This window comes from Klebsiella sp. WOUb02 (genome assembly GCF_050058015.1).
Taxonomy (GTDB): Bacteria; Pseudomonadota; Gammaproteobacteria; order Enterobacterales; family Enterobacteriaceae; genus Klebsiella.
The window spans coordinates 201,988-215,924 of record NZ_CP170105.1 but is presented as its reverse complement, the minus strand read 5'-3'; the positions used below and the strand labels follow the sequence as shown (position 1 = coordinate 215,924).

The following is a 13,937-nucleotide window of genomic DNA, read 5'->3' as shown; positions in this document are numbered from 1 at the left end:
TTGGGAGACGAAACGCAGGTCGGTGAATCAGGCGTTAGCCTCTTTCACTTCACGAATACGGTCTTGATATTCACGCATTTTCTGCGGAGTCATCATCCGACGCTGATCGTCCAGCACCACGCCACCGACTTCATCGGCGATGTACTGGGCAGATTGCAGCATCAGCTTAAAGTTTTGCAGCTCGTCGCCAAAGGACGGCACCTGCATAAAGATAGTGACCCCAGGCGTCGTCATATTCGCCATGCTGTCCGGGTTGAAGGTACCGGGTTTCACCATATTAGCCAGGCTGAACAGGACCTGGCCGCTGCCGTCCGGGCTGAGATGGCGATGGAAGATATTCATATCGCCAAATTTGAAGCCCGCCTGCTGGATGCTGTTGATCAACACTTCACCGTTGATCTGCGAGCCCTGATGCGCCGACACGTTCATCACGATAACCGTCTCTTTGCGCTCTTTTGGCTGCGGAGCTGCCGGCGCGGGTTCAGCAACGACCGGTTCAGGCGCCGGCTGAGCCGGTGCGGCGGCGGCGGGCTGGGCCGGAGCAGGCTGCGGCGCGCTCTGCGCTATCGGCTGCTGAGGCGCCTGATACGGCGCTACTGGCTGCTGCTGAACAGGCTGGTGCGGCACGGGCTGATGATGCTGAGGCGCGCTGGTTTGCGGCTGCGGGGCCTGCTGCTGGTGCTGAGCAGGCTGCGGCTGACGAACGGGCTCTTCCGCACGCACGGGCGGCTGCACCTGACGTTCGTAAGGCGGCTGATACTGGTGCGGTGGCGTCTGACGCGGTGCCTCTTGCTCCCCACTGTGGCCATTTGGCGCGTGGTTCACCCGGTGAACGCGAACTTCACCTACGCCTTCAACATCGTCATCAAAGTCATCGCTTTCAGACTCTTCGTCATCGCGAGACTTCATACGTTTTAGTGGGCGATCGCGAAACATCGAGGAACGTTCTTTACGGCTGGTCCAGAAACCGTGTACCAGTAAAGCGATTATGGCGATCGCGCCAACAATGATTAATATCAGACGCAAATCCTGCATCATTATATTCTCTGTTGTTCTAACACCTTGCCACCACGGCAAACATTTACTTACTAAGAGTATTTGTCGATTACGCCGAGTGCAAGTGGGTCAGCCCCTTTCACTACATAAAGATGAACTAAATCGTGCTTTTTGCTGCTTTTTCGAACATTTCCTAACTGGTTATTGTCCGGCAACCCGATAAAATAAGCGGGCATTCAGCCTGAATGTTCAAAAAGGAGCATTGCCTGACCATGGTTTCAACATCCGCAACTTCCCCGCGTAGCGGCGTTTACTATTTTTCGCAGGGCTGGAAACTGATCGGGCTGCCGGGAATTCGTCGTTACGTATTCCTGCCTTTATTAGTCAATATTATCCTGATGGGCGGCGCCTTCTGGTGGCTGTTCACGCGTCTTGATAGCTGGATCCCCTCGCTGATGAGCCACGTGCCGCAATGGCTGAGCTGGCTCAACTATCTGCTTTGGCCGCTAATGGTCATCTCGATTCTGCTGGTCTTCGGCTACTTTTTCTCGACTATCGCCAACTGGATCGCCGCTCCGTTCAGCGGCCTGCTGGCGGAGCAGTCTGGAGGCGCGCTTAACCGGCGCCACGCCTCCCGACGTCGGCGTATTTGGCATCATGAAAGACGTCCCGCGCATTATGAAGCGTGAATGGCAAAAGTTTGCCTGGTATCTGCCGCGCGCAATCATCCTGCTGATCCTGTACTTCATTCCAGGCATCGGCCAGACCGCTGCGCCGGTGCTGTGGTTCCTGTTCAGCGCGTGGATGCTGGCCATTCAGTACTGCGACTACCCGTTTGATAACCACAAAGTGCCGTTTAAAACCATGCGCGAGGCGCTGCGCACGCGCAAAGTCACCAATATGCAGTTTGGCGCGCTGACCAGCCTGTTCACCATGATCCCGGTCCTCAACCTGGTTATCCTGCCGGTGGCCATTTGCGGCGCAACGGCGATGTGGGTCGACTGCTATCGCGATAAACATGCGATGTGGAAATAGGCTCTGCCGGCTGCGCGCAGGCCTATGGATGGGCCGCAATCGGTACTCCGCGAACCCGCACCTTCAGGCGCTGACGGACGACGGCTTATGTCGCGCCTTATTCCTTCTGGCTTGCCATTATTTCCCTTACGAATATAGATATGCTAAATCCTTACTTCCGCATATTCTTTAAGCGGGTATGCTGAAGCCGTACTCCCAAATTTCATACAGTTAAGGACGGGCCATGAGTAAGATTTTTGAAGATAACTCCCTGACTATCGGTCATACGCCGCTAGTCCGACTGAACCGAATCGGTAACGGACGCATCCTGGCAAAGGTTGAATCTCGCAACCCGAGCTTTAGCGTTAAATGCCGTATCGGTGCCAATATGATTTGGGATGCTGAAAAACGCGGAGTATTGAAAGCCGGCGTTGAGCTGGTAGAGCCGACCAGCGGCAACACCGGTATCGCCCTCGCCTACGTCGCCGCAGCCCGCGGCTACAAGCTGACGCTGACCATGCCGGAAACCATGAGCATCGAGCGCCGCAAGCTGCTGAAAGCGCTGGGCGCCAACCTGGTGCTGACCGAAGGCGCGAAAGGCATGAAAGGGGCGATTCAAAAAGCCGAAGAGATCGTTGCCAGCAACCCGGAAAAATATCTGCTGCTGCAGCAGTTCAGCAACCCGGCTAACCCGGAAATTCATGAAAAGACCACCGGCCCGGAAATCTGGGAAGATACCGATGGTCAGGTTGACGTCTTTATCTCCGGCGTCGGCACCGGCGGTACGCTGACCGGCGTGAGCCGCTACATCAAAGGCACCAAGGGCAAAAAAGATCTGATTACCGTGGCGGTCGAACCGACCGATTCACCGGTGATCGCCCTGGCGCTGGCAGGCCAGGAGCTGAAGCCGGGTCCGCACAAGATTCAGGGGATCGGCGCCGGCTTTATTCCGGGCAACCTCGATCTGAAGCTGGTCGATAAAGTGGTCGCCATCACCAACGAAGAGGCGATCTCGACCGCCCGTCGCCTGATGGATGAAGAGGGTATCCTCGCCGGTATCTCTTCCGGCGCCGCCGTCGCCGCCGCGCTCAAGCTGCAGGAAGATGAGGCCTTTACCAATAAGAATATAGTGGTTATCCTACCCTCTTCTGGTGAGCGTTATTTAAGCACGGCCCTGTTTGCCGATCTCTTCACTGAGAAAGAACTGCAACAGTGATGCCAGCTTGTAAGTATCGTGTAAAAAAGCACCTTTTTAGGTGCTTTTTTGTGGCACACGTCAAAGTTTTACCCCTCCTGGCATTGATTCACCGCGTAGGGTCTGGTATTTAACCAGCACATTTATTTTGATGCGCGAAATTATTCAGAATTGGATTTCCATAAGCTGAATCGATTTTATGATTTGGTTCAAGTCTTCCTTTCGCGGCATAATGTTTAATGACGTGCCAGACGTCAACGGCCAGATGGTCCTCACAGCGCTAAACCGCTGCCGACACCTTAGCCAGACACGTAACGCCGGCGCTAACAATACAGGCTAAAGCCTGGCCGTTAGGCTAGACTTTAGGTCCACAACACTAAACCTATAAGTTGGGGAAATATAATGTTCCAGCAAGAAGTTACCATTACCGCTCCGAACGGTCTGCACACCCGCCCTGCTGCTCAGTTTGTTAAAGAAGCAAAAGGCTTCACTTCTGAGATCACTGTAACCTCCAACGGCAAAAGCGCCAGCGCCAAAAGCCTGTTCAAACTGCAAACTCTGGGCCTGACTCAGGGTACCGTCGTCACCATCTCCGCTGAAGGCGAAGATGAGCAGAAAGCAGTTGAGCATCTGGTAAAACTGATGGCTGAACTCGAGTAAGTTCACGGGTTCTTTTTAATATCAGTCACAAGTAAGGTAGGGTTATGATTTCAGGCATTTTAGCATCCCCGGGTATCGCTTTCGGTAAGGCTCTCCTGCTGAAAGAAGACGAAATTGTCATCGACCGGAAGAAAATTTCTGCCGATAAGGTTGACCAGGAAATTGAACGTTTTCTGAGCGGCCGCGCCAAGGCCTCCGCCCAGCTGGAGGTCATCAAAACCAAAGCTGGTGAAACTTTCGGTGAAGAAAAAGAAGCCATCTTCGAAGGGCACATCATGCTGCTGGAAGATGAGGAGCTTGAGCAGGAAATCATAGCCCTGATTAAAGATAAGAACATGACTGCCGACGCGGCAGCAAATGAAATTATCGAAGGCCAGGCTACCGCTCTTGAAGAGCTGGATGACGAATACCTGAAAGAGCGTGCGGCTGACGTACGCGATATTGGTAAGCGCCTGCTGCGCAACATCCTCGGCCTGGCAATCATCGATCTGAGCGCAATTCAGGATGAAGTCATTCTGGTTGCCGCCGATCTCACCCCGTCAGAAACTGCACAGCTGAACCTCAACAAGGTGCTGGGCTTTATCACCGACGCGGGCGGCCGTACTTCCCACACCTCCATCATGGCGCGCTCTCTTGAGCTGCCGGCAATTGTCGGCACCGGTAGCGTCACCACGCAGGTGAAAAACGGCGATTATCTGGTTCTTGACGCGGTCAACAACCAGGTGCTGGTTAACCCGAGCAACGAACAAATTGAAGAGCTGCGCGCTCTGCAGGCCCAGGTCGCCGAAGAGAAAGCCGAGCTGGCGAAGCTGAAAGATCTGCCGGCGATTACGCTCGACGGCCATCAGATTGAAGTGTGCGCCAACATCGGTACCGTTCGCGATATCGACGGCGCCGAGCGTAATGGCGCGGAAGGCGTAGGCCTGTACCGTACCGAATTCCTGTTCATGGACCGCGACGCGCTGCCGACTGAAGAAGAACAGTTTGCGGCCTACAAAGCGGTAGCCGAAGCGTGCGGCTCTCAGGCCGTTATCGTTCGCACCATGGATATCGGCGGCGATAAAGAGTCGCCGTACATGAACTTCCCGAAAGAAGAGAACCCGTTCCTCGGCTGGCGTGCCGTGCGTATCGCGATGGATCGTAAAGAGATCCTGCGTGACCAGGTTCGCGCCATCCTGCGTGCCTCTGCTTTCGGTAAACTGCGCATCATGTTCCCGATGATCATCTCCGTTGAAGAAGTGCGTGCACTGAAGAAAGAGATTGAAATCTACAAGCAGGAACTGCGCGATGAAGGTAAAGCATTTGACGAAACAATCGAAGTTGGCGTGATGGTTGAAACGCCGGCCGCCGCCACGATTGCGCGTCACTTAGCGAAGGAAGTTGATTTCTTTAGCATCGGAACCAATGATTTAACGCAGTATACTCTGGCAGTTGACCGTGGTAATGATATGATTTCACATCTTTACCAGCCAATGTCGCCATCCGTCCTGACGCTGATTAAGCAGGTTATCGATGCTTCTCACGCCGAAGGTAAATGGACCGGCATGTGCGGTGAGCTTGCGGGCGATGAACGTGCTACACTTCTGTTGCTGGGTATGGGGCTGGACGAATTCTCTATGAGCGCCATTTCCATCCCGCGTATCAAGAAGATTATTCGTAACACGAACTTCGAAGATGCGAAAGTATTAGCAGAGCAGGCTCTTGCTCAACCGACAACGGACGAGTTAATGACGCTGGTTAACAAGTTCATTGAAGAAAAAACAATCTGCTAATCCATAAGATGCGCGGCCCAAATTACTGCTTAGGAGAAGATCATGGGTTTGTTCGATAAATTGAAATCTCTGGTTTCTGATGACAAAAAAGACACCGGAACTATTGAGATTATTGCTCCGCTCTCTGGCGAGATCGTCAACATCGAAGACGTGCCGGATGTGGTTTTTGCAGAAAAAATTGTGGGTGATGGCATCGCCATCAAACCGACCGGCAACAAAATGGTTGCGCCGGTAGACGGTACCATCGGTAAAATCTTTGAAACCAACCATGCGTTCTCTATTGAATCCGATAGCGGCATTGAGTCGTTCGTTCACTTCGGTATTGATACCGTTGAGCTGAAAGGCGAAGGCTTCAAGCGTATTGCCGAAGAAGGCCAGCGCGTGAAAATCGGCGATCCGGTTATCGAATTCGACCTGCCGCTGCTGGAAGAGAAAGCCAAGTCTACCCTGACTCCGGTTGTTATCTCCAACATGGACGAGATCAAAGAGCTGATCAAACTGTCCGGTAGCGTGACCGTGGGCGAAACCCCGGTTATCCGCATCAAGAAGTAATTCTTGCCGCAGAAAAATGGCGCCTCCTGGCGCCATTTTTTTTATCTCCGTATCGCCGAACTCAGCGCTTACCCTCTTCCCGGCGGGGCAAAATCAACTCATCGCTACCGCGCTCCGCGGTCCAGGTCATTACCGCCAACACCCGCTGCGCCGCGGCCCGCGCCGCTTCACCTAACGCCAGTCCGCAGACTAAACCGCTGATCAGCTCGGCGCAGAAAAGGTCTCCCGTCCCCTTCAGATCCGTTTCTACCCGCGGATGGATAACCACCTCCACCGACTCTGCCGTCACCACCAGCACGTTGATGGTGCTGCTATCGAGCCCCGGCGCGCTGGTGATAACCACCCATTTCAGCGTGTCGGACAGCAGGCTGCGCGCGGCGTTCACCGCCTCCTGCTGGCTGCGGCAGGACATCCCGCTGAGCGTTTCCAGCTCAAAGAGGTTCGGCGTGATCCCCTGGGCCAGCGGCAGCAGGTGGCGACGGTAGGCCTGCGGAATTTCGGCCTTAACGTAAATGCCGCTATCAACGTCGCCGATCACCGGATCGACCAGAATACACAGCTCAGGATGACTTTCGCGAATTCGCTGCAGCCACTGCGCCAGCCGCTCAATCTGCACCGCGCTCCCCATATAGCCCGCGGTAACCGCCCGCAGCTCGCGTAACGCATCGCGCTCTTCCAGCGCGCGCAAATAGCCAACAAACCACTCTTCAGGGATCACTCCGCCGTAGTAGGTATCGTAGTGCGGCGTATTGCTGAACAGTACCGTCGGCACCGCCATAACCCGCAGGCCGTGCTGCTCGATCGCCGGCACCGCGATGCTATTGCCCACGCTGCCATAAACGACCTGCGACTGCACGGCAACGATATCGACCTGCAGCGCCCGGCTTTTGTCATTGAAGAGCACCGATTGTATTTCGTCTTGCTGGCCCATCCTGTCTCCTCCCGCTGGACAGCGGGTTATCCCCTGCTTATCATTCGTCTTATGCTAAAATTCATTTTGTCATAGGTCAATAATGTTCGCCGGAAAAACCGCCAATGATATCTTTGATAACATCCGTCATCTGGTGCAGAGCGGAATGCTACAGCCCGGTGACCTGCTGCCTCCGGTTCGCGAGCCTGGCTGCCAGACTCGCCGTTAACCGCAACACCGTTGCCGCCGCCTATAAGCGCCTGGTGACCTCCGGCTTGGCCCTGAGCCAGGGGCGCAAGGGTACGGCCATCAGATCCCCCGGCGGGCCAATAGCGCTGGAAGGCAGCGCCCAGGGCTCCGCGCTGAACGATATTTCCGGCGGCAACCCCGACCCACGGCGTCTCCCCGACCTCAACCGCTACCTCGCGACCCTCAGCCCTGCTCCCCGCCTGTACGGCAGCGCCGCCGTCGACCCGAGTCTGGCCCGCTGGGCCCAGGACTGGATGCAGCAAGACGTGGGAGCGCAGAGTGAAATCAATCTCACCAGCGGCGCGATTGACGCCCTGGAGCGGCTCCTGTGCGCGCTGCTGCTGCCCGGCGATCGGGTGGTGGTGGAAGATCCCTGCTTTCTTACCAGCATCAATATGCTGCGCGATGCCGGCTTTAACGCCTGCCCGGTACCGGTTGATGGCGAAGGCATGCAGCCCGCCGCGCTGGAGGAGGCCTTACGTCAGGGCGCCAGGGCGGTGATTATTACGCCGCGCGCGCATAATCCCACCGGCTGCAGCCTGAGCGAAGCGCGGGCCGCAGCGATCCGCGAAATAGTGGCCCGTTATCCGCAGGTACTGGTGATTCTCGACGACCATTTCGCGCTGCTCTCATCCGCGCCGTGGCGATCCCCTCTGCCCGCGCAAACCCAGCGCTGGGCGCTGATCCGCTCGATGTCGAAAACGCTGGGGCCCGATTTACGCCTGGCGGTTGTCGCCAGCGATCCCACAACCTCAGCGGCGCTGAGGCTGCGTCTCAACTCGGGTAGCCAGTGGGTCAGCCATCTGCTACAGGATTTAGTGCTGGCCTGCCTGAATGATAGTCTGTTTACCGCCTCTCTGGCGGCAACCCGCCGCGCCTATCGCCTGCGTAACGAAAGGCTGGCCAGCGCCCTTACCCGCCGCGGTATCGATAACCCTGGAGCCGGCGATGGCCTGAACTTTTGGCTTCCGCTGTCGGCGCCGAGCCAGCCGCTGGCGCTGCGCCTGGCCCGCGCGGGTTGGCTGGTGCGCGAAGGAGAGCCCTTTGGCATTAGCACGCCGTCGTATGGATTACGGCTCTCGCTCGCCGCCCTCGCTCCCGATGAGATTGACCGGCTGGCCGAGGATCTCCATCACGCGCTCTCCCCACAAAAAACGGAGTAAATATCATGTCAAATCCGCAGCTAAAAGCGGTCATCGAAGCCTGTGACCGGGCTATCTCAGAGGAAGATTACGCCACCTTAATGACCCACTACGCGGAAGACGCCGCGCTGGTGGTTAAGCCGGGAATGGTAGTGAGGGGAAAAGAGAATATCCGCAAGGCTTTTGTCGCCATTGCCGACTATTTTCAACATCGACTGGTGGTCACCCAGGGAAAAATGGAGATCGTCGAAGGCGCGGGGAATGCGCTGGTGATAATGGAAACCCGGCTGGATATCCCCACCGCGGAAGGCGGCTCAACGCAGGTCACGCGGCGCGCGACCTATGTTTTCCGGCTGCAGAACCAGCGCTGGCGCTGTACCGTAGATAACTCCTACGGTACCGACCTGCTGGAGCTGCCGCCGGCTTAGATGCCCGCCCCCTGGGCGAAGTGCTCTTCGCCAAACACGCCGGTGGAGAGGTAGCGATCCCCGCGATCGCAGACGATCGCCACCACCACCGCGCCGGGATTTTCCCGGGCAATGCGCAGCGCGCCGGCGACCGCCCCGCCCGAACTTACGCCGCAAAAAATGCCTTCCCGAACCGCCAGCATCCGCATGGTGTTTTCCGCATCCTGCTGATGGATATCCAGCACCGCGTCCACCAGCGAGGCGTTAAAAATGCCCGGCATATACTCCGCCGGCCAGCGGCGAATGCCCGGGATGCTGCTCCCTACCTCCGGCTGCAGGCCGACAATGCTCACCGCTTTATCCTGTTCACGCAGGAAGCGTGAGACGCCGGTAATGGTGCCGGTGGTGCCCATACTGGAGACGAAATGGGTAATGCGTCCCTCGGTCTGCTGCCAAATTTCCGGCCCGGTCGTGGTGTAATGCGCGTAGGGGTTATCGGGATTATTGAACTGATCCAGCAGCTTGCCTTCGTCGCGCTGCGCCATCTCCGCGGCGAGGTCGCGCGCGCCCTCCATCCCCTGCTCTTTGGTGACCAAAATCAGCTCGGCGCCGTAGGCGCGCATGGCGGCGCGGCGCTCCTGGCTCATATTGTCGGGCATCAGCAGCTTCATCTGATAGCCTTTCAGCGCCGCAATCATCGCCAGCGCGATGCCGGTATTGCCGCTGGTCGCTTCAATCAGCACGTCGCCGGGCGCGATTTCGCCGCGTTTTTCCGCCTCGACGATCATCGAAAGCGCGGCGCGGTCCTTAACGGAGCCCGCCGGATTATTGCCTTCCAGCTTGACCCAGATTTCGCTGCCGTTGGCCGGCCCCAGGCGCTGCAATTTAACCAGAGGAGTATTGCCGATGGTTTGTTCTAATGTATTCACGGTTTTTACCCAATAAAAAGGCCGGGAGGTGAGTTTACCCGGCCTGCAAACGTCCCCGGATGGCGGTGCATCCGGGCTACCTAATCCCTGCCGTCGCCTGAACGACGATAAACTGAGGCTTAAGCTATCAGGCAGATTCTGCCAGAGCAAGCTCCTCGCGCGGCTCGATGCGCTCATTGCCGTTATACAGGCGCGCGTTTTGCAAACCGACAAACAGGCGTTCGCCGCGATACGGCGCATCATTGCCGGGCAGGACCACGGTCAGCGGTTCGTCATACCACCCCAGCGGCTGCACGACTAATTGGGTGTAGTGCCCTTTCGGGCTGGCTTCCAGCACCTGTACCGGCAGCGGCGAATCGAGGCTGGTGCGGCGGCTGATATCGACCTCCCACGGGCGCAGGAACAGATCGACCGGCCCCTGGTACGCCGGGGTATAGCCCAGCGGCCAACGGTGGGCGCCAACGTGGAACTGGCCGCCGCGGATGGTGCCCTTCAGGCGGTTAACTTCGCCCATAAACTCCAGCACGAAGCGGGTAGAAGGTTCGCGCCATACCCGTTCCGGGGCGTCGGCTTGCTCAATGCTGCCCTGGCTCATCACCACCACGCGATCGGCGACTTCCATCGCCTCTTCCTGGTCGTGGGTCACGAACACGCTGGTAAACTTCAGCTCTTCATGCAGCTGGCGCAGCCAGCGGCGGAGTTCTTTACGCACCTGGGCATCCAGCGCGCCGAAGGGCTCATCAAGCAGCAGAATCTGCGGCTCAACGGCCAGCGCGCGCGCAAGGGCCACGCGCTGTTTCTGACCGCCGGAGAGCTGCGCCGGATAGCGATCGGCAAGATGCGCCAGCTGCACCATTTCCAGCAGCTTCGTCACCTTAGCCTTGATCCCGGCAGCGTCTGGCCGCTCGCGGCGCGGCAGCACCGTCAGACCAAAAGCGATATTGTCGAACACCGTCATATGACGGAACAGCGCGTAGTGCTGGAACACAAAGCCCACTTTGCGATCGCGGGCGTGCACGCGGCTCACGTCGGTGCCGTGAAAGCGAATATGGCCGCTGGACTGATTCTCCAGGCCGGCGATAATGCGCAGCAGCGTGGTTTTCCCGGAGCCTGACGGCCCCAGCAGCGCCACCATCTGTCCGGAAGGGATATCCAGCGAGATATCATTCAGCACCTGGGTGCGACCAAAAGATTTCTTAATATTGGCAATCTCAATGCTCATGATTTCCCTCCAGCTGCGCGCGTTTTTCCTGATTGGCCAAACGCCATTGCGCCAAACTCTTCAAAAACAGGGTCAAAATAGCCATTAACGTCAGCAGGGCTGCGGCGGTAAATGAACCCACGGTATTGTAATCCTGCTCCAGCAGCTCAATTTGCAGCGGCAGCGACAACGTCTCGCCGCGAATTGACCCGGAGACCACCGACACCGCGCCGAATTCGCCGATGGCGCGCGCGTTGGTCAGCACCACGCCGTACACCAGCGCCCAGCGAATATTGGGCAGCGTCACCCGGCGGAACATCTGCCAGCCCGACGCGCCGAGCAGAATCGCCGCCTCATCTTCATTGCTGCCCTGGCTCATCATCACCGGCACCAGCTCGCGTACCACAAACGGACAGGTGACGAAGATAGTCGCCAGCACCATGCCCGGCCAGGCAAACATAATTTGCAGATTATGCGCATCCAGCCAGCCGCCGAGCGGGCCGTTGGAGCCGTAAAACAGCAGATAGACCAGCCCCGCCACCACCGGCGAGACGGCAAAAGGGATATCCAGCAGCGTCAGCAGCAGCTGGCGGCCGGGGAAGGTAAAACGCGTCACCAGCCACGCCAGCAGCGTACCGAAGACCAGGTTCACCGGCACCGTAATCAGCGCAATCATCACCGTCAGCCAGATGGCGTGCAGCATATCCGGGTCGGCGAGATTTTGCAGGACCGGCATCAGCCCTTTACTAAAGGCCTGAACGAAGATGTAGACCATCGGCACGATAAGAATGAAGGCCGAAACCAGCACCCCGGCACCAATCAGAAACCATTTCCCCCAGTTGATGCGGGGCGCGTCATAACGCTTCAATTGAGTAACTTCCGCCATTAGTGACCTACCACGCGTCGACCAAAGCGACTTTGTAGGGTGTTGATGGAAAACAGCAGCAGCAGCGAGGCGGCCAGGATTACTGAGGCAATTGCGCTCGCCGCCGGGTAGTCAAACTCCTGCAGACGCACAAAAATCATCAGCGAGGTAACTTCGGTTTTCCACGCGATATTCCCGGCGATAAAGATAACCGCCCCGAACTCGCCCAGGCTGCGGGTAAACGACAGGGCCACGCCGGCCAGCAGCGCCGGAGAAAGCTCCGGAAGCACCACTTTACGAAAGCTCTGCAGACGCGTGGCGCCCAGCGTTTCCGCGGCCTCTTCGTATTCAGGACCCAGTTCTTCCAGCACCGGCTGGACGGTACGCACCACGAACGGAATGCTGGTAAAAGCCATCGCCACCGCGATACCCAGCCAGGTATAGGTAACCTTGATATCAAACTGCGCCAGCCACTCGCCGTAGAAGCCGTTAACCGAAAACAGCGACGCCAGGGTCAGGCCGGCTACCGCCGTCGGTAGCGCAAAGGGCAGATCGATCAGCGCATCGAGCAGCGTGCGGCCGGGAAAACGATAGCGCGTCAGGATCCACGCCATCAGCAGGCCAAACACGCCGTTAAACACCGAGGCCACAAAGGCCGACAGCAGCGTCACCTTATACGCGGCAACCACCTGCGGGTTGGTAACAACGTCCCAGTACTGTCCCCAGCTCATCTGCGCCAGCTGCATCACCAGCGCGCTGAGAGGAAGCAGCAGAATTAAACAGACAAACAGCAGGCTGGTGCCGAGACTCAGGGTAAAGCCCGGCAGCACGCGCTTAGAGGCGGCAGCAAACATTACTTACGCCCCGCCGCCAACAGTTTGTCCAGCTCGCCGCCGCTGGCAAAGTGGGTTTTCATAACTTCCGGCCAGGAGCCGAACTTGTCCTCGACGCGGAACAGTTCGGTCTGCGGGAATTTATCCTTCAGCTTTTCCATCACCTGCGGGTTGTTCACCCGGTAGTAGTAGTCGGTGACAATCGTCTGCGCCTGCGGGCTGTAGAGCCAGTTCAGATAGGCTTTTGCCGCCTTCTCCGTGCCGTTGGCCTTGACGTTTTTATCCACCCACGCCACCGGGAATTCGGCAAGAATGTTGGTTTTCGGCACCACGACCTCAAAACCCTGCGCTTCATACTGCTTGCGGATATTGTTCACTTCCGATTCGAAGCTAATCAGCACATCGCCCAGCCCGCGCTCCGCGAAGGTGGTGGTCGCCCCGCGGCCGCCGGTATCGAACACTTCGACATTTTTCAGGAACTGGGTCATGAACTGCTCGGTTTTGGCCTTGTCGCCGCCGTCGGCTTTATCCGCTGCGCCCCATGCGGCTAAATAGGTGTAGCGCGCGTTGCCCGACGTTTTCGGGTTCGGGAAGATAAGCTTCACATCGGAACGGACGAGATCGTTCCAGTCATGGATATTTTTCGGGTTCCCTTTACGCACCAGAAAACCCATCGTGGAGTAGAACGGCGAGCTGTTGTTCGGCAGGCGGCTTTGCCAGTCGGCCGGGATCAGGTTGCCTTTGTCATGCAGGATCTGCACGTCGGTTACCTGGTTATAGGTCACCACGTCGGCTTTTAAGCCCTGCAGGATCGCCAGCGCCTGCTTTGACGAGCCGGCGTGGGACTGCTTAATCGTCAGCTTATCGCCGCCGTTATCTTTGGCCCACTGCTGTTCAAACGGCGGGTTAAGGGCGGCAAACAGCTCGCGAGAAACGTCGTAGGAGCTGTTCAGCAATTCAGTTGCCTGAGCCTGCGCAACCAGCAGCACAGAAGCCGCCAGCGCCAGATATCCTTTGTTCAGTGATTTAACGGCCATTGCGCACCCTTATAAGATTGATGACTTTCATATGGCCATAATATTTATAACGCGTACCAAAGGAGTAACGGTTTTATATACCGTTTGGCGATTTGGAAGTAGAAAAGAGAATAAGGAGTTTGAAAACCGCCGCTGGCGGCAAAGTAGAGGAGAGGCAGAAGCCGATAGCCGCCCT

12 protein-coding genes and 2 pseudogenes are annotated in these 13,937 nt (G+C 57.3%); 7 read left to right on the top strand and 7 right to left on the bottom strand.

What is annotated here, in order from left to right; genetic code table 11:
• Nucleotides 1-27 precede the first annotated feature (27 nt).
• The gene (zipA, locus tag ABOC21_RS01620; protein WP_426811884.1) at nt 28-1,038 is read right to left on the bottom strand and encodes a cell division protein ZipA; all 1,011 of its coding nucleotides are present in this window, start codon (nt 1,036-1,038) and stop codon (nt 28-30) included.
• 230 nt (nt 1,039-1,268) lie between these two features.
• Between zipA and cysZ the strand changes: the two are divergent.
• From cysZ to crr, 5 genes and pseudogenes are all read left to right on the top strand, one after another.
• Nucleotides 1,269-2,031, top strand: a pseudogene (gene cysZ, locus ABOC21_RS01615) (sulfate transporter CysZ).
• A 223-nt stretch (nt 2,032-2,254) separates the two neighbouring features.
• On the top strand, nt 2,255-3,226 hold the full coding sequence (gene cysK, locus ABOC21_RS01610) for a cysteine synthase A (protein WP_426811883.1): 972 nt from the start codon (nt 2,255-2,257) through the stop codon (nt 3,224-3,226).
• Nucleotides 3,227-3,607: 381 nt separating this feature from the next.
• A complete protein-coding gene (ptsH, locus tag ABOC21_RS01605) occupies nt 3,608-3,865 on the top strand; it encodes a phosphocarrier protein Hpr (protein ID WP_000487600.1) in 258 nt (85 codons plus the stop codon).
• 44 nt (nt 3,866-3,909) lie between these two features.
• Entirely contained in the window at nt 3,910-5,637 is a 1,728-nt protein-coding gene (ptsI, locus tag ABOC21_RS01600; RefSeq protein WP_426811882.1) for a phosphoenolpyruvate-protein phosphotransferase PtsI, read from the top strand.
• Nucleotides 5,638-5,679: 42 nt separating this feature from the next.
• The gene (crr, locus tag ABOC21_RS01595; protein WP_426811881.1) at nt 5,680-6,189 is read left to right on the top strand and encodes a PTS glucose transporter subunit IIA; all 510 of its coding nucleotides are present in this window, start codon (nt 5,680-5,682) and stop codon (nt 6,187-6,189) included.
• A gap of 61 nt (nt 6,190-6,250) precedes the next feature.
• Here the strand turns inward: crr and pdxK are convergent, their stop codons facing one another.
• The gene (gene pdxK, locus ABOC21_RS01590) at nt 6,251-7,120 is read right to left on the bottom strand and encodes a pyridoxine/pyridoxal/pyridoxamine kinase (protein ID WP_426811880.1); all 870 of its coding nucleotides are present in this window, start codon (nt 7,118-7,120) and stop codon (nt 6,251-6,253) included.
• A gap of 82 nt (nt 7,121-7,202) precedes the next feature.
• On the opposite strand from pdxK, the pseudogene ptsJ reads away from it, so the two are divergent.
• Nucleotides 7,203-8,511, top strand: a pseudogene (gene ptsJ, locus ABOC21_RS01585) (transcriptional regulator PtsJ).
• 5 nt (nt 8,512-8,516) lie between these two features.
• A complete protein-coding gene (locus ABOC21_RS01580; protein ID WP_426811879.1) occupies nt 8,517-8,918 on the top strand; it encodes a YybH family protein in 402 nt (133 codons plus the stop codon).
• On the opposite strand, the gene cysM is transcribed toward ABOC21_RS01580, so the two are convergent.
• The 5 genes from cysM to cysP form a co-directional block, all read right to left on the bottom strand.
• Nucleotides 8,915-9,826: a cysteine synthase CysM gene (cysM, locus tag ABOC21_RS01575; protein ID WP_426811878.1), complete on the bottom strand. Its 912-nt coding sequence runs from the start codon at nt 9,824-9,826 to the stop codon at nt 8,915-8,917. The genes ABOC21_RS01580 and cysM overlap by 4 nt on opposite strands.
• 127 nt (nt 9,827-9,953) lie before the next feature.
• Entirely contained in the window at nt 9,954-11,048 is a 1,095-nt protein-coding gene (cysA, locus tag ABOC21_RS01570; protein ID WP_426811877.1) for a sulfate/thiosulfate ABC transporter ATP-binding protein CysA, read from the bottom strand.
• Entirely contained in the window at nt 11,038-11,913 is an 876-nt protein-coding gene (cysW, locus tag ABOC21_RS01565) for a sulfate/thiosulfate ABC transporter permease CysW (RefSeq protein ID WP_426811876.1), read from the bottom strand. Before cysW ends, cysA begins: the two co-directional genes overlap by 11 nt.
• Nucleotides 11,913-12,746, bottom strand: a complete 834-nt coding sequence (gene cysT / locus ABOC21_RS01560; RefSeq protein WP_426811875.1) for a sulfate/thiosulfate ABC transporter permease CysT — start codon at nt 12,744-12,746, stop codon at nt 11,913-11,915. Before cysT ends, cysW begins: the two co-directional genes overlap by 1 nt.
• Nucleotides 12,746-13,762, bottom strand: a complete 1,017-nt coding sequence (cysP, locus tag ABOC21_RS01555) for a thiosulfate/sulfate ABC transporter substrate-binding protein CysP (RefSeq protein WP_426811874.1) — start codon at nt 13,760-13,762, stop codon at nt 12,746-12,748. Before cysP ends, cysT begins: the two co-directional genes overlap by 1 nt.
• Between the last annotated feature and the right edge of the window lie 175 nt (nt 13,763-13,937).

Excerpts from the sequence above, each read along its gene's own strand:
- cysW (WP_426811876.1), bottom strand. The coding sequence starts at position 11,913 with ATGGCGGAAGTTACTCAATTGAAGCGTTATGACGCGCCCCGCATCAAC.
- cysK (WP_426811883.1), top strand. The coding sequence starts at position 2,255 with ATGAGTAAGATTTTTGAAGATAACTCCCTGACTATCGGTCATACGCCG.
- cysA (WP_426811877.1), bottom strand. The coding sequence starts at position 11,048 with ATGAGCATTGAGATTGCCAATATTAAGAAATCTTTTGGTCGCACCCAG.
- zipA (WP_426811884.1), bottom strand. The coding sequence starts at position 1,038 with ATGATGCAGGATTTGCGTCTGATATTAATCATTGTTGGCGCGATCGCC.
- ptsI (WP_426811882.1), top strand. The coding sequence starts at position 3,910 with ATGATTTCAGGCATTTTAGCATCCCCGGGTATCGCTTTCGGTAAGGCT.
- ptsH (WP_000487600.1), top strand. The coding sequence starts at position 3,608 with ATGTTCCAGCAAGAAGTTACCATTACCGCTCCGAACGGTCTGCACACC.
- cysP (WP_426811874.1), bottom strand. The coding sequence starts at position 13,762 with ATGGCCGTTAAATCACTGAACAAAGGATATCTGGCGCTGGCGGCTTCT.
- ABOC21_RS01580 (WP_426811879.1), top strand. The coding sequence starts at position 8,517 with ATGTCAAATCCGCAGCTAAAAGCGGTCATCGAAGCCTGTGACCGGGCT.
- crr (WP_426811881.1), top strand. The coding sequence starts at position 5,680 with ATGGGTTTGTTCGATAAATTGAAATCTCTGGTTTCTGATGACAAAAAA.
- cysT (WP_426811875.1), bottom strand. The coding sequence starts at position 12,746 with ATGTTTGCTGCCGCCTCTAAGCGCGTGCTGCCGGGCTTTACCCTGAGT.
- pdxK (WP_426811880.1), bottom strand. The coding sequence starts at position 7,120 with ATGGGCCAGCAAGACGAAATACAATCGGTGCTCTTCAATGACAAAAGC.